Here is a 17,995-nt window from a genome sequence, read left to right as displayed (position 1 = left end):
TCGTCGATCCGGAAGAAGAGGATGTGCCGCTGAGCACAAGCCATCATGGCGGGCTGGCCCGGATGGGACGCCGTCCGCTTGATCGAGACGGATGGCGTCCCGGCAAGGCGAGGCGATGGAGCGCTGCCCCGCCCCGCTCAAGCAGGGCGGTCCCGCTCCGCCGGGCGCAGCTCGGGGTAAATCCGTCCTTCCGGCGAGCGGGCCTGCAACCGAAGGCCCCCGTCCCGCGTCGAGACCGTGTCACGCCGGTTGAGAGTGCCCGATGATCCGAACCCTGGTCCTGTCCGCCCTCGCCCTGGCGCTCGGCGCGACCGCGAGCTTCGCCGACCCGCAGAAGGCCGCCGTCTTCGGCTTCCAGTTCGCCAATCTCGGCGCCTCCCCGCCCACCGACGCGGATTACGGGCGGCTCGGGCGCCTCACCGAGCAGCTCCGCTCCGAACTGAGCGGCAGCGGGCGCTACACGATCATTCCCGTCGCACCGGTGGAGGCGGAGGCCGCCAAGAGCGACCTGCGCCACTGCAACGGCTGCGTGGACGACCTGGCGCGCAAGCTCGGCGCCGATGTCGCCGTCACCGGTGAGGTGCAGAAGGTCTCGAACCTGATCCTGAACATCAATGTCTACGTGAAGCCGGTGACGGCCGATGGGCCGGAGCGCGGCTACAGCGTCGACATCCGCGGCGACAACGACGAATCGTTCGACCGCGGACTACGCTATCTCGTCAAAAACAAGCTGTTGGCGAAGTAGCAAGACACTGCTATCAATGCGAGCAATTGATACGGAATGTCGCTGTCAGGACCGACTTTGTCTGACGCGCGTGCATACAACAATGTTCTCGGACGGGTGCCTCAGCTCTGATAAGGATATAACGAGATAATTATCGATCTATAATCCATTTATAGATTGGAATCTTATCTCTGAAGGCAGAGACTATCATGTCAGTTCTGATCCGAAGCTCTTCTAATTTCTTTACCGTCGCGCCTCAAGATGGAACGCAGGCCAAATACGCAGCCGACCCAGGGTCCGGATTCACAGTCTTTATCAGAGGAAATTTGATCCGAGGGGGAATAAAACCGGTCAGATCTTATGATTATGACACCAACGGAAAGCCGGTCGGCACTCCGCACGCAGTAATCACTACGTCAGATTCCCAATTTAGCGATGTAGATTTTAGTCCGCCGAACGGGTATTTTGTTTATACTTTGCTGCGACCAGATTCAAATCAACCGTCGGCGGCAACATCAATCATCCTGTCGGACAATACGGCAACCTACGGCATCAATCCAGCCTATACAGAGCCGAAGCCACTCGCCGAAGCGGCGCTATCAGTCGCAACGGCCGTCGTCCCGAATGGCGGCTTTGCTGTTCTGCACGACGTGGCGGCCGGCGCGAGCCTGTCGAGGGTCCTGGAGGTCACTCCAGGATCCGGCATCGCGCGGACGGTGACGCTTCAGACGGACGAGGCGACCAGCACCGGCGACGTGACGCTCACCGCGCTCGCCAACAATCGTTACCTCGCGACTTGGCAGACCCTGCGTCCCACAGGCGCCGTCGACGGAGGCGGCAACCGGATCTACGATCGCATCGATCTCGTCGGCGCGGTCGTCGATGACGCCGGTACGGTCATCGCCGCGAACCTGGCCCTGGCGAGCATCGACATCGGGGCGACCGTGGTCGGTCCGAGCGGACAGGACAGCGTCACCGCGCTGCAGGACGGGGGGTTCGCGGTCGCGTTCGGCATACCCGGCGCCACCCATCAGAGTGTCACGACCCTCTGGCAGGTCAGCGGGAGCAGCTACGCTCCGGCGAGGTCGTGGCCCCCGCTGCTGACGGGGCAGACCGTCGTGAACCAAGTGTCGACCTTGGCCGACGGCAGCGTTCTCGTCGCCGCCTACGATGCGGCCGGCTCTCACGGGATCGAGGTGGCCCAGATTCACGCCGCGACCGGCGGTTTCTCGGGCCCGAGTTCCACCTTCGTCGTCGGTTCGAGGGAGACGGTCTCGACCGGCGGGCGTGGTTTCTACAGCCACGGCGCGCCCGCGCTCACGCCCCTGGCGGACGGGAAGGTTCTCGCCGTCGTGACCTCGTCCGCCTCCATCGAGACCGCCCTCGCCCCGTCCCCGACGACGAATCCGATCTACGCGTCGGGCACGAAGGATTTCGCCCACTTTCTCACCGTCGCGGCCGGCCAGTCGGCGACCGACCGGACGCCCCTCACGGGCAGCAGCGCGCCGGTGCTGAACGATTTCGGCGTGGCGCAGGGATGGGGATCCGCCGACACGGCGCGGTCCCTGCACGACATCGATCACAACGGCAGCGTCGACTATCTCGGCTTCGGGTCCGACACGACGTTCGTCTCGAACGGCATCTCGTTCCCCGGGCCCGGCTTCACGAACCCGGCGGGAGTGGTCCACGATTTCGGGACGAGCCAGGGCTACGATGCCGCTTCGCAGAGGGGATCCGCCGCGGCGGGCTACGGTGTCGCGGACATCCTCTATGGTCAGGGCGACGCGGGCATCTACTGGTACGGCGCGACGCGGCAGGACGCGAATTACGACGCGCTCGGCGGGATCTTCGGTGCGCAGGTGTACGAGACCGCGCCGCACCTCTATGCCGATTACGGCAGGCGTCAGGGCTGGACGGCCCATAACGGTTTTCAGATCGTGAGGACGCAAGCGAGCGACCCTTACGCGTCGATCCTCGGCTTCGCGCAAGGCGGCGTGCTGGTCGGCAATCAGGCCTTCGCACCGACCGCGGACGCGTCGACCGGATACACGGTCCTGCCGGCGGTCGGGAACGGGAACGGGTGGGACCAGCTCACCGACATCCGCACCTTCCAGGACAACGATGGCGCGATCATCGACCTGAACAACGACGGGATCGCCGACTTCCTCGGAATGGGACCGGGCGGAACCTCATTCGCCCTCGGAACGAAGGACGGCGGCGGACGTTATGGCCTCGGGCCCCTTCAAACCGCGACGTTCAACGGCAACGCGTCCGATTTCGGGCGAGCCCAGGGGTGGACCGATCAGGGCACCACGCGCCTCGTGGTCCATGACGACGTGACCGGCTACGACGACATCATCGCGTTCGGGGCCAACGGCGTTCTCGTGGCGCAGGGTCAGGACCCGACGGCCCATCAGGGCCAGCCCTTCGGCCCCATCCACCTCGGGATCGCGGATTTCGGAGTGGCGCAGGGATGGTCGAACGACCTCACGCCGCGGCGCGTGGGTGACATCAACGGCGACGGCACTCCCGACATCGTCGGGTTCGGCGCCGACGCGACCCTGGTGGCGGTCGGCTCGCGGGATGCGGTCGGCACCCTGACCTTCACGCTGGATCCTTCGAAGACCATCAACGACTTCGGCTACAACGAGGGCTGGGACTCCCGCACCTTGCGGATGCTCGGCGATGTCGACAGTTCGGGGCACGACAGTCTCGTGCTCAGCGGCGCGGCGGGCACGCAAGTCTGGAGCCTTTGAGCGGCTGCCCAGGATCCACGCGCGGGGAGCGAAGCGGGTCCCCGGCACGACTCCGGGGATCGATCGCGTCGCGAGCGGGGGCCGTCCGGGCGGCACCAGCGGGCCGCGTCATACGGTTTCCGATTGATTGCTTCGCAATGCAGAAACCGGCTTCGCTCAGGCGCCGCGCGGGCTGGTGATACGGTTTCCGAACGGATCGTCCGGAAACCGTATCAGGCTTTCCGGGCCGGCCGTCGCGCCCAGCGCTCCGCGTTGACCGCCCCCTCCGGCACCTCGCCCTTCAGAATCGCCCGCACCTGCTCGACCGTGTCGAAGGCCTGCGCCTCGATGGCGGGGGGCGTCAGGCCGCCGAGATGGGGGGTGGCGATCACGTTCGGCAGCCTCGCGAGGGCGGGGGACGGCATCTGGTCGGGCGCGCGGCCCACATCTAGGCCGGCGCCGGCGATCCGGCCCTCGCGCAGGGCGGCCGCGAGGGCCGCCTCGTCGACGAGGTCGCCCCGCGAGAGATTGATGAAGAACGCGTCGGGCCGCATCCGCGCGAGCGCCGCCGCGTCGATGAGGTTCTCGGTCTCCGCCGTGGCGACGGCGAGGCAGACGACGTAGTCCGATTCCGCCATCAGCGTCTCGAACCCGACCTGCCGCAGGCCCGGTCCCGCGACCCGGGCGTAGGGATCGGTGACCAGCACCTCCATGCCGAGGGCCAGGGCCGCCTCCCCCAGGGCGCGGCCGATGCCGCCGTAGCCGATGATGCCGATGCGGCTGCCCCGCAGCTGCCGCCCCATCCGCGCCTCCGGCACCCGACCCGCATGGTACGCGGCGGCGGCGCGCGAGACGCCGCGCGAGAGGTCGACCAGGAAGCCCAGGGCCAGTTCGGTGACGGAGGCGACGAAGCCGGGTTTCGCGCGCGTCACCAGCACCCCCGCCGCGCTCGCCGCCTCCACGTCGATGGTGCGGATGTCGACGGCGCAGCGCAGGAAGGCCGTCAGGCGGGGGAGCTTGGCGAAGATCTCGGCCGGGCCGGGGGTCTGGCGGTCCGACACGATCAGGTCGGCTCCCGCCGCGGCCTCCACCAGCGCGGCCGGCGTGAGCGGCGCCTCGCCCTCGTGCCGGATGACCTCGCCGAGCGCGTCCAGGCCGGACAGGGCGCGGGCGCCGTAGTAGCGCTCGCGCATGGCGGGGGTGTGGGTGAGCAGGATCCGCATGGGCGCCTCCCCTACACGAAATCCTCCCGCATGGGCGTGAACACGTCCGTGAGCGCCCCGGCCTCGATCGCCACGGCGGAATGGACGGCGCCGGAGGGGACCAGGAAGGTGTCCCCCGCCACCAGCCGGGCGGTCTCGCCCGCGATGGTGATGTCGAACACGCCCCGCTCCACCAGCGTGCACTGCACGTGGGGATGGGAATGGGCCGGCCCGACCGCGCCGGCCTCGAAGGCGACCCGCACCAGCATCACGCGATCCTCGTAGGCCAGGACCTGCCGGCGCACGCCCTCGCCCGCCGGCTCCCACGCCACCTCGGCCCCGCGGGTGAAGACCTGTCCGCGCCGCACCATCCCGAACTCCTATTTGGCGAAACCCATGCTGCGCGGCAGCACCATCGTGATCTCCGGCACCAGGGCGATCAGCACGAGGCAGACGAGCAGCAGCAGCAGGTATTTGCCGATCGGCCGCACCGTCTCCTCCAGCGAGACGCCGCCCACCGCGCAGGCGGTGTAGAGCCCGAGGCCGAGCGGCGGGGCGAACAGGCCGAGCCCCATCGCGATGATCAGCACGATCCCGTAGTGCAGCGGCGCGATGCCGAAGCCCTGCGCCACCGGCAGGAGCAGCGGCCCGAAGATGATCAGGGCCGGCGCCCCTTCGAGCGCCGCCCCCATCACCACGAGGAGCGCGATCGACACGAGGAGGAAGATCCAGGCGCCCCCGCCGTGGCTGAGCGCGATCATCGCCTCGGCGAGCGCGTGCGGCACCTGGTTGATGGTGAGCGAGAAGGCGATCGTCTGCGAGGCCGCGACCACGAACAGGATCATGCCGGCGAGCGTTGCGGAGCGCACGAAGAGATCGGCGAGCGCCCGGACGGAGAGTTCCCGGAAGCACAGGATGCCGGCCGCGACGGCGTAGACCACCGCGAAGGCGCCGATCTCGGTGGCGGTGGCGAAGCCCGAGCGGTAACCGCCGAAGATGATGACGATGACGCCGAGGCTGACCGCGCTCGACCAGATCAGGTGGGTGAGCGTGTGGTGCGAGCGCTCGACCGGGACCGGGCGGGCCCGCGCGGAGAAGACCGCCACGCCGAGGATGAGGGCCGCGGCCATCAGGATCGCCGGCAGGATGCCGGCCGCGAACAGCCCCCCGATCGACAGGTTCGCCACGTAGCCGAGGATGATGAGGTTGATGCAGGGCGGGATCGTCTCGGCCATGATCGCGCTCGCGGCCAGCAGCGCCACGCCCTCGGCGGGATCCTGGTTGGAGCGGCGCATCGCCGGCACGGTCACGGTGCCGACCGCGGTCACGTCCGCGAGCTTCGAGCCCGAGATGCCGGAGAACAGCACCATGGCGAGGATCGTCACGATGCCGAGCCCGCCGCGGCGCTCGCCGATGGCGCGGCGCAGGAGCTCGATCAGCCGCACCGACATGCCGTTGACCTCCATGGCGAGGCCGGCGAGGACGAAGAACGGGATCGCGAGCAGCACGAAGTTGTCGATGCCGCTCGACGCCTGCTGGGCAAAGACCGCCGGGTCGATGCCGCCATCCGCCGCCAGGAAGACGAGGGCGCCGACCGAGAGCGCGAAGGCGATCGGGATGCCGGAGCCGAGCGCCAGCGCGAAGCCGAGGAGGAGGAGCGCGAGCGGACTCGGGGCGGAATCCGGCAGGAGGAGGGCCCAGCCCGCGACGAGGCCCGCGATGCCGGCGAGCGTCAGCGCAGCCAGCGCGACGTCCCGGAGGCGGTGGGCGCCGAGCCGCGCGGCGAGGAACACCGCCATGCAGGCGCCGCCCACCACCATCGGATAGATGAACAGGTTCTGCGGCAGGCCGAAGGGCGTGACCTGCGTCGCCGCGGTGGCCGCGTAGGACAGGGCGCAAGCTGCGAGCGCCAGGGCGACGCCGAGTTCGACCAGCAGGCCGGCCGCCTCCATGACGGCGCGCACGCGCTCGGGCACCGCGTCGCGCACCACCCGGATGCCCACGTGGCGCCCCTGCGCCACCGCCGCCGCGCCGCCCAGGAAGGCCACGTCGATCAGCAGCATGCGGGCGACCTCGTCGGCCCATTCGAGCGAGTCGCCGGAGGCGAAGCGCCAGAGCACGGCGCCGACCACCACCGCGAGGTCGGCGGCGAGGGCCAGCGCCGCCAGAGCCTGCACGGCGCGCAGCAGGCTCACGACCATCGCGGCAGGCAGGGAGGCGCGGGCGGGAGGGGCGGTCTGCGCCGCCGGGCCGGTCTCGACGAGCACGGGCGCGCGCCTCAGGCCTGGGTGATCGCCGCGAGGATCGGCTTCGTCGCCGGGTAGGACTTGGCGAATTCGTCCCACAGCGGCGTGACGAGGGCGCGGAAGGCGACGCGGTCGCATTCGTGGATGCCGACGCCGTTCCCCTTCAGGGTCGCCAGGGCCTCGGCCTCGATCGCGGCGGCCTGGCTCCGCTGGAAGGCGGTCGCCTCGGCGGCGGCGGCGAGGAACGCTTCGCGGTGCTCGGCCGGCACCTTGCTGAAGGCCCGAGTGCCGATCACGATCGTCTGGGGGTTGCAGATGTGCTGGGTCAGCGTGACGTGCTTGGCGACCTCGTAGGCCTTGATCGCGAGGATGGTGGGCGCGTCGTGCTCCATCCCGTCGATCACGCCGGTCTGGAGCGCCGTGTAGACCTCGCCCAGCGACATCGGGGTCGGCGAGGCGCCCATGGCGCGCAGGGTCGCCACGAAATTGGCCACCGGCAACACCCGGATCTTCTTGCCCCGCATCGCCGCGGGGGTCTCGGCCGGCTCGCGCGCCGTGACATTGCGGCCGCCGAGGCTGTAGCCCCAGCTCAGCACCTTCACGCCGATCCGGTCGGTGAAGATCCGGTCGAGCTGCGCGCCCGCCGGCCCATCGAGGACGCGCCCGGCGCTGTCCATGGTCGGAAACAGGTAGCCGAGATCGAGGACGCCGATCTCCGGCGCGAGGGTCGACCAGATCGAGGAGCCCGAGATCATCATGTCGACGACGCCGAGCTTCACGGAGCCGACGACGTCCGATTCCTTGCCGAGCTGGTTGTCCGGGAAGTAGCGCACCTGCACGGCGTCTCCGGCCTTGGCCTTCAGGCTCGCCGCGAATCGGTCGTACCACAGCCAGTGGGCCGAGTTCGGGTCCGCGGGCAGCGAGGAGGAGAGCCGGAGCGTCACCGGCGCGGCGGCGGCGGAGCGGGCCCGCAGGACGGGCGCGGCGGCGAGCGAACCGAGGCCGAGCGCGACGGCGCGGCGGGTGGGGCGACCTTGGGTCACGGTTTCCTCCAGGCACGGGCGGCGCTCTTCTGGTGGAGCGCCCGGCTTGTATGGTAGTGTATGCACATCGTGCGGAGGCTGTGAAGCGGAATGATCGAGGCGATGGCGGGCTCGGCGGCGGAGCGGGTGGAGGCGGCGTTGCGGCGCTCGATCATCGCGCTCGACGTGCTGCCGGGCACGCGCCTCTCCGAACAGGAGATCGCGGCGCGCCACGGCGTCTCGCGCCAGCCGGTGCGCGAGGCCTTCATCGGGCTCTCTCGCACCCGCCTCGTCGAGGTGCGGCCGCAGCGCGGGACGGTGGTGGCCAAGATCTCGGTGTCGCGGCTTATGCAGGCGCGTTTCGTGCGCGAGGCGATCGAGACGGCGGTGGCGCGGCGGGCCTGCGCGGCCTTCGACCCGGCGAGCCGGCGCCGCATCGACGACCTCCTCGGCCTCCAGGCCGAGCGGGCGGCGGCGGGGGACCCGGCGGGCTTCCACCGCGCCGACGCGCTGTTCCACGCCGCGCTGGCCGAGGGCGCGGGCTGCGCGCTCGCCTGGGAGGCGGTGCAGGACGTGAAGGCGCATCTCGACCGCGCCTGCCAGCTCACCCTGCCCGACGCGGCCGCGATGCTGCCCCTGGTGGACCAGCACCGCGCGATCATGGCGGCCGTGGATGCCCGGGCGCCGGAGGAGGCCGCGGCGGCGATGCAGCACCACCTGTGGGAGATCGTGCGCGCCCTGCCCAAGGCGGAGGCGCAGTACCCGCACCTGTTCGAGTAGAGCGCACTGCGCCGGTGGGCGCGGTGGGTCGCGGGTGGGCTTGAGAGGTGCGGCGCCGCGGAGCGAGGACCGCGACAGCGCGGTGACGCCAGCATCGTGTGGAATCCGCATGTCCGGCATGTCCCTCCCGGCGGAGCTCTCGGGAGTGACAGCCGTGCCCGTGCGCGGCAGGAGGTGAGGCGGGGCTCGCGGGAGGCTCGGCGGTTGGGGATCCAGGCATGCGCGCGGCGGGCCAGCGGAGTACGCTGATCGGGATCGCCCTGATGATCGGTGCGGTGGCGGGCTTCGCCTGCATCGACGCATCGGCCAAGTACCTCAATCGCGCGATGAACCCGCTCCTGATCGTGGCGATCCGCTACATCGGCAGCTTCCTGGTCGTCGCGGCCGTGCTGGCGCCGCGGGCCGATCTCGGCCTGTTGCGGACGCGCAAGCCCCTGCTCCAGGTGCTGCGCTCGCTCTGCCTGGTGGTGGCGACGCTTTGCTCCTTCTTCGCGCTGCGCTATCTGCCTCTGGCGCAGGTGACGTCGATCACCTTCGCGTCACCCCTCGTGGTGGCATTGATCGCCGGGCCCGTCCTCGGCGAGCGGATCGGCTGGCGCCGGGTGGCGGCGGTGCTCGTCGGGTTCGGCGGCGTCCTCATCGTCAGCCGCCCCGGTCTCGGCGGCCTGAATCCGGCGGCCGGGCTTGCGGTCGTCACGGCCTGCGTCAACGGCGTCTACATCGTGGTGACCCGCCTCCTCGCCGGCCATGATCGGCCCGAGACGACGATGCTCTACACCAGCCTCGTCGGCTCCGCCCTGATGCTGCCGGTGCTGCCCTTCCTCTGGGAAACGCCCGGCGATCCCTGGCTCTGGGTCGGGATCGTCGCGGTCGGCGTCTTCGGCGCCCTTGGGCACTGGCTGCTGATCCTGGCCCATCGCCACGCGCCGGCCTCGACCCTCGCGCCCTTCGCCTACGCCCATCTGCTCTGGGCCGCCCTCCTCGGCTACGTCGTCTTCGACACCCTGCCGGATCGGTGGACGCTGGTCGGCGGTGCCGTCGTGGCAGGCTCGGGGCTCTACCTGCTCCAGCACGAGCGGCGCGGTTCCAAAGCACTTCCGTAAACGCGCGGAGTGAGCGGCGAACTTGACGTGAGAGAACGAACAGGAAGATTTTGGGATGGTGCCGCTGGGGAGGATTGAATACCCCGCCATCTCGCCTAAACCGCTCGGAACACTGGGCTTTTGCGCGTTTACCTATCCTCGTGAACAACGCCGTGTGTGAACGCCGTGTGTACGCGATTTAGCATCGTCGCGCCACCCGGCCAGCTTCGGCCGTGATACGTTCGCACCCGAACGGAAGACTGAGCGAAATGCTGCGGCGGCAGGCGGGTGGTTGAGGATCCGGCCGATCGCTGATAGTCGTTACGAGGTCTCGTTGTCGTCGATCGACAGGGCGGGGCCGGCAATCGGAGACGACGATCGTGACGGTGGTCAACCGCGACTTCAGGCGGTGGATCGAGCGTCGAGGGTAGTCGGGGGGTGGGGGCGCGGGCACGCCCTCCTAAGAGTACGAGAAAAATCTGCTCGGTTGCGCACGGGTAGATCGGGTGCGGTCTGGACCCGCGAGTCGTGATCCAGACCCGCCGCGACGGGCTGCCGGGGACTGGGGAGGCTCGACGTGAGGGGATGAACCGGCGGCGATCTCGTCCGCCAGCACCGCATGAGCTAGGTTCGTGCCGTGCAGTCGGCTTCTCCACGGATCCATTAAAGCCAATACCGATGTCACAAACCCGAGACAATTTCAGCGCCCGGACGAAGAACGATCTGGCACTGCGCGCCAGCTATCTCTGTTCGCTGTGCAACTGCTCGACTGTGGGGCCGAGTGACGAGGGGACAAGCGCTGTCACGATGATCGGCGTGGCAGCCCATATCTGCGCGGCTGCGCCGGGTCCGGGCGCACGCCGCTACGACCCGGCGATGTCGCCCGAACAGCGGTCCCACATCGATAACGGGGTATGGCTGTGCGCATCGTGTAGCGTCCTGATCGACCGTGACGAGGAGCACTTTACGGTCGAGGAGCTTCATCGGCTCAAACGCGAGCATGAAAGCTCGCGTCGCCTGGGGCGCGCAGGCGCGGAGGATGAGGGCGACATCATAGCGATCGGCCCTGATATCATCGCATTGGGCCGCATCATCCGTTCTGGCCCCAACGGCACCCGGGTCCGCCTTTCCCATTTCGTGAACGGCTCAGGACGCGATCTCTGGTCGCTGAGCCGGGACTTTAGCAAATGGCCCCCGGAACGGCGCTACGTGCTGTTCAACGAGCTTGGGTATGGCGCTTCGCTGGCCGAACCGCCCATCATCGAGCGGGTGGAGCGCGCCTTCGAGGTCCAGTTCAGGCTCCAGGAGCAGGTGCCGCGTCAGGACGCGACCGCGAACATCGCAACCATGTGCCGAGAAACCATGCAAATGATCCGCGGCCTTGATGCTTACACCCAGATCTTCGAAAACATGCTCGGTCTGGCTCAGGGTACTTGGTTCGCTGACCTCAGCAGCGGCAGCGATCTTTCCGACCTGTACTGGCGTTATCACGGCTCTCCCTGGTTCGAGCGCTTGGCCATGATGGAGATGATACGCCTCGCTTCCATTCCACAGGACGAGCCGTTGACGCCCTTTCAAGCTGTGAACCGAGTTAACCGTGTCGAAGTGCCGACGTTCGAATTAAAGGACCAGAAATTGGAAATTTCTGTGGAGTTCGACCTACAAGGAATAGATAGGTGGGAGCATACACTCTCGGTTTTCGTCTCAACGCCTGAGCAACTTGCCGAAGGTCGGGCGAATGCACGATACCATAACGCCAGGATCAATGGGGGATCAAGGAAATCGCCGTCAATCCCGCGTGGCAGTTGATGTCATCGGGCGCGCCGACACAAGCGGGGGAGCACATGGACTCGTCGATCTACCGATCGGGCAAACAGACGCCCGGTAGCATCGCCGCCCGGGCGTGGCGGCGCGTCGTCGGGACGGTGGGCGACGGCGGTCCGATCGTCATGCACGGGTGGCGGTGCGAGGTCACCCAAGGCGTCGTGCGGGCCGAGCACACGTCAACCAGGACGCATGGGCGACGATCCGGCCGCTCAGCGATCGGAAAGAGGTCGCGGCGACGGTGGTCTTCACCCTGGCATAGCAGCTACGGGTTGCGAGGCGGATCGGCGCGCGTCTCATCCATCGCGTCGAGGATCAGCATGAGGGCGGTCGCGGCGAACATTTCCATGTTCGCTGCCCGCGCGGCTGATCCGGTCTCCACGGTCCTGATGAGGTCTCGGGGCCCGCTCACCGCGCAGCAGGTGTGCCCAGCCGCGTCGCCGTAGCGATTTCCGGACGGGCCAGCAGCGCCCGTCTCGGCCAAACCCCACGTCGTCCCGAGCCGTTGCCTCACCGTTCTCGCCAGGAGTTGCGCGTACGGCTCGGAGGCGGACCGCATCCCGTCCATCAGCGCGGGAGTGACGCCGAGCAGGGCCTCTCGCGCCGTCGCCGTGTAGACGACCGCGCCACCGACGAAGTATGCCGACGCGCCCGGTTCAGCCAGCAGCGCGGCTGAGATCAGCCCACCGGCGGACGACTCCGAAACCGCGATTGTTTCGCCGCGGCGCTTGAGGCTGGAGGCAAGCTGAGCAGCTAAGCTCTTCAGATCGGCGGACATGCACGGTCAACGCTTCGTACGGAAATGGGATCCTACTGCTGGTATCGCCTCCTGGCCCTCGATGACCGCTTCGCCGGCGTTCACGGCCTGGGCTCGTCGTCGGGTCGGTCGCGCAAGTCGACTCAGTGCGCGATCGACGGTCCCTGTCGGCCGCCCCAGAGCCGGGCGATGCGGGCTGCCGTCGCGGCGTCGCCCACCGTGATCCGGTAGCCGAGCAGGCGGCGATCGACCTGGAACCGGTGGGTGACGAGCCAGACCCGCTGGTAGAGGTCGTGGACGATGCGGCGCTCGCGCAGATAGACCCTGAGGCCACGGACGTCCGCGGTCGTGCCGAACAGGACATCCTGGTTGGTCAGTTCCGGCTGGTAGCCGTCGCGGGCGATCGCTCGATCCGACGGAAATGGGCTCTTCGAGCAGACGCGCCTCCACGTTGTGTGCACGTCATGTAGACCAGCAATATTTCGCACGATCATGTGATCCGACGATCGGTAATCATCCAGATAATGGACGTCGATTGCTATCCAACCGGGGCATTGTTGTCAAATGAACTGTCAAACGATTTGGTCTACCTGCGTGTTCGCGTGTTCGCGAGGGCCGGGGCGGCCCCCTCCCGCCGTCCTCGACGGCGTTCACGGCCCGGGCTCCTCGGAGGCGCGCGGTCGAGGCGTCGTCGCGCGGTTCGTCATGGTCGGGGCGACCTGTCCGCTCGGATCCGGGCAAGCACGTCGTGCACGCTCGCGCGCGGGCTCGTTATCGGCGCGGTCGCGCGGGTCGTCGCGGCCGGTTCGTCCTGCCCAGAGCCTCGGATCGCACGGATCCGGGCGATCAGATCGCCGGGAGTCATCCGAGGACCGGAAGTCGATCGCGTCGACGACGCTCCACGATCATCGTCTGGGATGTTCTCGGCGGGCTCTGGTGCGGGAGGTAGTTGCAGATCGTGCTGATCATCGTCGCAGAGCGTGTGGGATGATCGTGAGGTTTCGTACAGTTGTGTGGGTGAGTGTTGGTCTGGAAGATCTTCTAATAGACACAACTGCAATTCCTCGACCGATTTTCTGTCGGTTCTCCGCATGGTTCTCTGCAAACTCGGAAAGATCCCATTTTCACCCGTTTTCGTACCCAAATCGGATCGATCGTGCAGGTTTTCAGGCTCTTCAGTCTGTTTTTCGGCCAAAATCTCGTGATCGTCAGTCGTACCCATGAGATGCCCGTGGAAAGAAACGTACATCGGGCATGAAGTTTTTACTTGATGTGAAACATTGGCGTCGAGCATGTCAGCGGAGCCGATCGCGGCGTAACAACCGAGAACATACTCTTTCCAGGTGTCTTCGTAGTCGACGTGGTATCGAGTTCTGGATCCGTTCCAAGAAATGCTATATTCAAGCCGGTTTTTTGTGCAGTAACCGGCGAGGCGCGCCAAATTATCCGCACTCTCGGCGACTGTATTGGTCGGATAGGTCGTGTCGAAATGAAGTCTTCGAGGACCCGGCCACGTCTCGCGAAGATCTCGTGCGAGATGGTCGATCGACGGGTGCCCTCTGCCATCGACGATTGCATGCTCGTGCAGTATGAGGATGCGCTGTCGGTTGCGATCTATCGTGAATACATCGACGCCCATTTCAAGCAGAAGTCCCAATTTCATCTTGCTGCACGATGCGATCATCCGCGGATGCAATAGATCAAGCTCGATTACACCCGCCCACCGCGTCTGACCGGTCTTAATATTCCGGCGGATGTACCCAGATTTTCTGTATACGGCGCGGCGGCGCTCATGATATTCTTCGACATCTCGCCGGACTTGATCGCGAATGTCGTCGTTGAGATCGACGACGTACGCAGCGATCACGGTCGTCACCCATCGGAGTGCAGCGTGCGGCGTGCGTGAAAAGACTTGAAAGGTTTGTCGCACCTGTGCGCGCAGGTGTCGCCAATCGGCAGAGTCTCGCATGAGCGTATTTAGAAATTTATCCTGAAAACCCCATCATTTTATCCGAAAACCACGGCAAAACATAAATAGATCTGGAGCACAAGAATGATTTTAAACGAAATCCGAGAGGTCCTTATTCGAGACCGCACGGTGCGATCGACCGCTGAGTATTGTCGCGAGTATCTGGGATGCGAGCGATCTTACTGCCGCGGGCTCGTCGCACGGCGCGCCCGCCCAAGTGTGGATGTACTCGTCCGGCTCGCGCGCGCGCTGGACGCGCGCGGGCGGGGTGATCTGGCGGATCGGGTCAAGCGGGCGGTGCTCTCAGGAGGAGATGGCCGTGAGAGCGCACCGGTGGACCAACGTGATTGCATACATGTCGATGGATGAGACGATCGACCGGATCGACGCGCTCGGCATCTCGCCGTGTGATGTCGAAATCATCGGTGAAACGTACCGGCTGCTCGCGTACAATAGCTGGAGACGAGCACTGTACGATCGATTGAAAATCGCGGGAGCAGACGCGCAGGTCGTCGCCTACGCAGGGTGGACGGTCATCATCGCACCGGCTGAGAATGTGTCATCCGACCTATCGCCGACATGGCAGGGGCCCATCACGGGTGCGCTTATGCACCCGGCTGCGCACGCGATCTGGGAGGCCTGGCAGTAGTGCGGTCCCGGACGGCCGAGACGGACATCGTTCACGAGTGGATCGACGGCGCACCCGCGGGCACGGTCTGGCACCGACTCAGCGTGGACGTGGCCGGGCACAGTGCCGCGATGACGGTCTATGGAGCGCGCTGCGCTCTGCGGAATGCCGTCGACACGCAGCGGCGCGCACGTCGTGCCTGGAGGGCGGTCGAGGTCCGCGTCTGGGTGGTCGACCTCGCCCCGAGAGGGGGACGCGTCTACGGGCTCCTGGAGGGGCTACTCGCAACCACGGACGTGGACGCGCCGGCCGTCGCCGACGCGCTCGCCTGCTCCCGCACGTGGCAGGACGTGATCACGGTCGATGGACCGCTCACGGCCGGTGAGGCGCGTGCCGCCGCAGCCGAGATGATCGAGGCGTGGGGGGCGGTCGCATGGCCTGATGCCGGATCGAGGCGAGTCGTTATCGGCTCGCGCAGTCCGCAATCACCGGGTATCCGTGCGCGCGATCTCGTGCATGTCTATCGCGACCCTATGCCGTGGCTGATGTAGGCAAAAATTGGATTTTAAGGCGTTTTCAGGCCGGTCGACGATTCATCTGCGCTCGAAGGTCGGCCTGCCGCTCTGATGAACGGCGGCGTTCGTCAGAAATTTTCGCTTGAATACCTTGCTTTCGCGCCGCCTCCGCACGCGCCTTCGCTGGCGTCATTGGTGGAACGCCGCCAGACGGTGCGGCGGCTTGCTTCGGCTTGATCGGCTGACGTGGCTTGACCTCCGCGAGCAAATCTTCGCGCTGGTCCAGGGCGGGAGTGATTTCGCCGATGAGTTCGTGGTAACGCATCACGTATTTAGGACGTACGTCAATCCCGTAGAAGTCGCAGAAGTTGATCGCCCGGGCCTACAACGCGCCCACGGTCATCGACGGTGACATTTCGATCAGTAAAGAAAAAGCCGAGAGTCCTACTGCCGCGGTCAGTCAGTTTCACGCGTTTCAGGCCATGCTCCTCCTCGATCCAGCCGAGAACATGGTTTTGGCGATCCCGTATCGCATAGCGCATGGTCACATCGCTTTCGGGTGGAGGGCACGATGGACGCTCATCCGGCTGATCCCGAGAGCTTTCGCGATGCCAGATGGACCCATGCCCGACGCCGCCATGTCGCGGATCCGGTCGGGCGCGATTTTCGTCGGGCGGCCCTTGCCGGCGTAGACGCCCGCGGCCTTGGCCTTCGCGATCCCCTCCATCTGCCGTTCGCGGCGTAGGTTCGTCTCGAATTCGGCGAACACCCCCAGCATGTCGAGAAACGCCTTGCCAGCCGCGGTGCTGGTATCGATCGGCTGCTCGGTGGCCCTCAGGATCGCGCCCTTCGCCTTCAGCGTGCGCACGATGTCCTGGAGGTCGCCGATGGACCGGGCGAGCCGGTCGATGCGCGTCACCACCAGGGCGTCGCCGGCCCGGATGAAGTCGAGCACGGTGGCGAGTTCGGCACGGCCGTTGGTGCTTGTGCCGGAGACCTTCTCAGAGCGGATCACGTCGCAGCCGGCGGCCTTGAGCGCGGTGATCTGGAGCGAGAGATCTTGATCCGTCGTGCTCACCCGCGCGTAGCCGTAAGTCGCCATGGTCTTGGGCTCCGGTGTAACAAAACTCTTTAGACCCACTCACCATGACGTAACTAAAATCGTGAGTCAACCGTTTTGTCACGTCGCGCCGACGTCCCATGCGGCTGTCGCGCAGCGGTATACCCTTCGGCGACAACACCGGCTTGCGGTTATTCCAGTAGCGTCTCGGTCGCCGCGAACGCGCGTTCGCGATCGAGATTCAGGATCGTGATTGGTGCCTTGGCCTGGGGAGTCCCTGGATCGTTCAACTGGAGCAAGGTCCAGTGGAACGGGGGTGCACGCACCGGGCTCGATCCGATGGAAATCAACCGACATGCCCGGTGGATACTGGTCGAACAGGTCGAAGACCATCCTTACGGTCGGCCACATTGCACCGCCTCGAACGGCTATCGGCTGTGTCAACAACCTCTTCACCGATGAGGGCTGCACCAGCGGTAGGTGTGCTCGTGCGAAACAAAGGTCTGGGCGTCAAGAACCACGTAACTGAATGCGTAGCGACCTGTATAGTACTTGACCTTCATGCCCCCGTCCTTGCATGCAGGACTTCCAGAGAACCGATTTCCATCAACATTCAATCGGTCGATTTTGCAGTCACCTTCCTTGCCATCGCCCATTGGCGATATGAACTGATACGGAGGTCGCTCGTCGGCGACATCGTAAACGCCGATACTTTCCTCCTGCTTGGCAGCCTCATCGTTTGATGAGGGGGTACACTTGCCACGAGTGTACTCACCCTGACGGAGTGGTAGACGCGGGTACTTGCTTGCCGGATTTGCCGCTGACGGGGCCCGCTGAACATGCGCATTGGCCGCGTCAACGATAAATGTCGCTTCGAAGTGCCCCTCGTTCGTCTGCGCGTCACAAATGATGGGATAGGCTTCTCCGGGCTTCCTCTCGCCGTACTTGCACCGACCAACAGCAGTCATCGGGCGAACATCGTTTCCGTCGTGGAATATGACGCGGTCGATGATTTGAGTCGTCATCCACCCGTCGAAGGTTCGGTTCGACGCCGGCCCAGCGAAAGATATCGCACGGCCCTGGGAAGCAAATAGAAACCCAACTCGTCCATCCGGATGAATGTTTCGCAGCATATTGGGACGACAATCCCGAGAGAGATCACGCGGTCCGGCCTTAAAACTCGTGCAAGATCCGGCAAACTCTGTAACGTCGACGGCATGCGCTAGGTTCGGAGTACATCCGGCTGCAAGAAACATGGCGAGGCGGCTGAACAACCACATATAAATGCGCCTTCTGATGATGTAAGAAATCGGATAAATCATCTTGACGACACAAGCAAGTCGAATTTCTTGTTGTCAACAAGTAGTGGAGTGAACATGCGAAACGCTGACGATCAGGATGATCTTGCAGTCTGTCGCATCAACGATCTGGAGCACCGGCCTGCTCGTCAG

The 17,995-nt window shown here is 65.9% G+C and carries 18 protein-coding genes; 8 read left to right on the top strand and 10 right to left on the bottom strand.

Translation table 11 applies throughout. The features are described 5' to 3' along the window. Positions 1-262 precede the first annotated feature (262 nt). Positions 263-745, top strand: coding sequence for a DUF3280 domain-containing protein (locus ACW9J6_RS10705; RefSeq protein WP_457116453.1), 483 nt, complete (start codon positions 263-265; stop codon positions 743-745). A gap of 455 nt (positions 746-1,200) precedes the next feature. After that, positions 1,201-3,480 (top strand): hypothetical protein, encoded by a 2,280-nt coding sequence (locus ACW9J6_RS10700; protein WP_457116452.1) that lies wholly within the window; start codon positions 1,201-1,203, stop codon positions 3,478-3,480. Positions 3,481-3,692: 212 nt separating this feature from the next. On the opposite strand, the gene ACW9J6_RS10695 is transcribed toward ACW9J6_RS10700, so the two are convergent. The 4 genes from ACW9J6_RS10695 to ACW9J6_RS10680 are packed head-to-tail and all read right to left on the bottom strand — an operon-like array spanning position 3,693 to position 7,950. Then, entirely contained in the window at positions 3,693-4,682 is a 990-nt protein-coding gene (locus ACW9J6_RS10695) for an NAD(P)-dependent oxidoreductase (protein ID WP_457116451.1), read from the bottom strand. An 11-nt stretch (positions 4,683-4,693) separates the two neighbouring features. Beyond that, positions 4,694-5,032 carry a cupin domain-containing protein gene (locus ACW9J6_RS10690; RefSeq protein ID WP_457116450.1) on the bottom strand — a complete coding sequence of 113 codons (339 nt, stop codon included), beginning with the start codon at positions 5,030-5,032 and terminating at the stop codon, positions 4,694-4,696. A gap of 9 nt (positions 5,033-5,041) precedes the next feature. Beyond that, entirely contained in the window at positions 5,042-6,928 is a 1,887-nt protein-coding gene (locus ACW9J6_RS10685; protein ID WP_457116449.1) for a TRAP transporter large permease, read from the bottom strand. Positions 6,929-6,939: 11 nt separating this feature from the next. Continuing rightward, complete coding sequence (locus ACW9J6_RS10680; protein ID WP_457116448.1) at positions 6,940-7,950, bottom strand: TRAP transporter substrate-binding protein; 1,011 nt, start codon at positions 7,948-7,950, stop codon at positions 6,940-6,942. Between the two features lie 90 nt (positions 7,951-8,040). On the opposite strand from ACW9J6_RS10680, the gene ACW9J6_RS10675 reads away from it, so the two are divergent. From ACW9J6_RS10675 to ACW9J6_RS10665, 3 genes are all read left to right on the top strand, one after another. Continuing rightward, a complete protein-coding gene (locus tag ACW9J6_RS10675; RefSeq protein ID WP_457116447.1) occupies positions 8,041-8,709 on the top strand; it encodes a GntR family transcriptional regulator in 669 nt (222 codons plus the stop codon). A gap of 218 nt (positions 8,710-8,927) precedes the next feature. Next, positions 8,928-9,812: a DMT family transporter gene (locus ACW9J6_RS10670; RefSeq protein ID WP_457116446.1), complete on the top strand. Its 885-nt coding sequence runs from the start codon at positions 8,928-8,930 to the stop codon at positions 9,810-9,812. A gap of 507 nt (positions 9,813-10,319) precedes the next feature. Next, the gene (locus ACW9J6_RS10665; RefSeq protein WP_457116445.1) at positions 10,320-11,600 is read left to right on the top strand and encodes a hypothetical protein; all 1,281 of its coding nucleotides are present in this window, start codon (positions 10,320-10,322) and stop codon (positions 11,598-11,600) included. 280 nt (positions 11,601-11,880) lie between these two features. Here the strand turns inward: ACW9J6_RS10665 and ACW9J6_RS10660 are convergent, their stop codons facing one another. From ACW9J6_RS10660 to ACW9J6_RS10650, 3 genes are all read right to left on the bottom strand, one after another. Then, positions 11,881-12,393 carry a CinA family protein gene (locus ACW9J6_RS10660; protein ID WP_457116444.1) on the bottom strand — a complete coding sequence of 171 codons (513 nt, stop codon included), beginning with the start codon at positions 12,391-12,393 and terminating at the stop codon, positions 11,881-11,883. Between the two features lie 122 nt (positions 12,394-12,515). Then, positions 12,516-12,833, bottom strand: coding sequence for a hypothetical protein (locus tag ACW9J6_RS10655; protein ID WP_457116443.1), 318 nt, complete (start codon positions 12,831-12,833; stop codon positions 12,516-12,518). A gap of 242 nt (positions 12,834-13,075) precedes the next feature. Further along, entirely contained in the window at positions 13,076-14,239 is a 1,164-nt protein-coding gene (locus ACW9J6_RS10650; RefSeq protein WP_457116442.1) for a hypothetical protein, read from the bottom strand. Between the two features lie 186 nt (positions 14,240-14,425). On the opposite strand from ACW9J6_RS10650, the gene ACW9J6_RS10645 reads away from it, so the two are divergent. From ACW9J6_RS10645 to ACW9J6_RS10635, 3 genes are read left to right on the top strand one after another with little or no spacing between them, the layout of a single operon-like run. Beyond that, positions 14,426-14,710, top strand: a complete 285-nt coding sequence (locus ACW9J6_RS10645) for a DUF6626 family protein (protein WP_457116441.1) — start codon at positions 14,426-14,428, stop codon at positions 14,708-14,710. Next, positions 14,661-14,990, top strand: coding sequence for a hypothetical protein (locus ACW9J6_RS10640; RefSeq protein ID WP_457116550.1), 330 nt, complete (start codon positions 14,661-14,663; stop codon positions 14,988-14,990). Before ACW9J6_RS10645 ends, ACW9J6_RS10640 begins: the two co-directional genes overlap by 50 nt. Continuing rightward, complete coding sequence (locus ACW9J6_RS10635) at positions 14,990-15,520, top strand: hypothetical protein (RefSeq protein WP_457116440.1); 531 nt, start codon at positions 14,990-14,992, stop codon at positions 15,518-15,520. The genes ACW9J6_RS10640 and ACW9J6_RS10635 overlap by 1 nt, the downstream gene beginning before the upstream one ends. A gap of 25 nt (positions 15,521-15,545) precedes the next feature. Here ACW9J6_RS10635 and ACW9J6_RS10630 read toward each other — a convergent pair whose 3' ends face one another. The 3 genes from ACW9J6_RS10630 to ACW9J6_RS10620 form a co-directional block, all read right to left on the bottom strand. Then, positions 15,546-15,809, bottom strand: a complete 264-nt coding sequence (locus ACW9J6_RS10630) for a hypothetical protein (protein WP_457116439.1) — start codon at positions 15,807-15,809, stop codon at positions 15,546-15,548. Between the two features lie 219 nt (positions 15,810-16,028). Continuing rightward, positions 16,029-16,586, bottom strand: a complete 558-nt coding sequence (locus ACW9J6_RS10625) for a recombinase family protein (protein ID WP_457116438.1) — start codon at positions 16,584-16,586, stop codon at positions 16,029-16,031. Positions 16,587-16,996: 410 nt separating this feature from the next. Continuing rightward, positions 16,997-17,569, bottom strand: coding sequence for a hypothetical protein (locus ACW9J6_RS10620; protein ID WP_457116437.1), 573 nt, complete (start codon positions 17,567-17,569; stop codon positions 16,997-16,999). Positions 17,570-17,995: the final 426 nt, after the last annotated feature.

The sequence above is a fragment of the Methylobacterium sp. JK268 genome (assembly GCF_054052225.1).
The sequence above is the reverse complement of the archived record's forward strand: the minus strand, read 5'-3'. Positions and strand labels throughout refer to the sequence as shown.

Excerpts from the sequence above, each read along its gene's own strand:
- ACW9J6_RS10630 (WP_457116439.1), bottom strand. The coding sequence starts at position 15,809 with ATGCGTTACCACGAACTCATCGGCGAAATCACTCCCGCCCTGGACCAG.
- ACW9J6_RS10625 (WP_457116438.1), bottom strand. The coding sequence starts at position 16,586 with ATGGCGACTTACGGCTACGCGCGGGTGAGCACGACGGATCAAGATCTC.
- ACW9J6_RS10620 (WP_457116437.1), bottom strand. The coding sequence starts at position 17,569 with ATGACGACTCAAATCATCGACCGCGTCATATTCCACGACGGAAACGAT.
- ACW9J6_RS10675 (WP_457116447.1), top strand. The coding sequence starts at position 8,041 with ATGATCGAGGCGATGGCGGGCTCGGCGGCGGAGCGGGTGGAGGCGGCG.
- ACW9J6_RS10660 (WP_457116444.1), bottom strand. The coding sequence starts at position 12,393 with ATGTCCGCCGATCTGAAGAGCTTAGCTGCTCAGCTTGCCTCCAGCCTC.
- ACW9J6_RS10670 (WP_457116446.1), top strand. The coding sequence starts at position 8,928 with ATGCGCGCGGCGGGCCAGCGGAGTACGCTGATCGGGATCGCCCTGATG.
- ACW9J6_RS10695 (WP_457116451.1), bottom strand. The coding sequence starts at position 4,682 with ATGCGGATCCTGCTCACCCACACCCCCGCCATGCGCGAGCGCTACTAC.
- ACW9J6_RS10645 (WP_457116441.1), top strand. The coding sequence starts at position 14,426 with ATGATTTTAAACGAAATCCGAGAGGTCCTTATTCGAGACCGCACGGTG.
- ACW9J6_RS10690 (WP_457116450.1), bottom strand. The coding sequence starts at position 5,032 with ATGGTGCGGCGCGGACAGGTCTTCACCCGCGGGGCCGAGGTGGCGTGG.
- ACW9J6_RS10705 (WP_457116453.1), top strand. The coding sequence starts at position 263 with ATGATCCGAACCCTGGTCCTGTCCGCCCTCGCCCTGGCGCTCGGCGCG.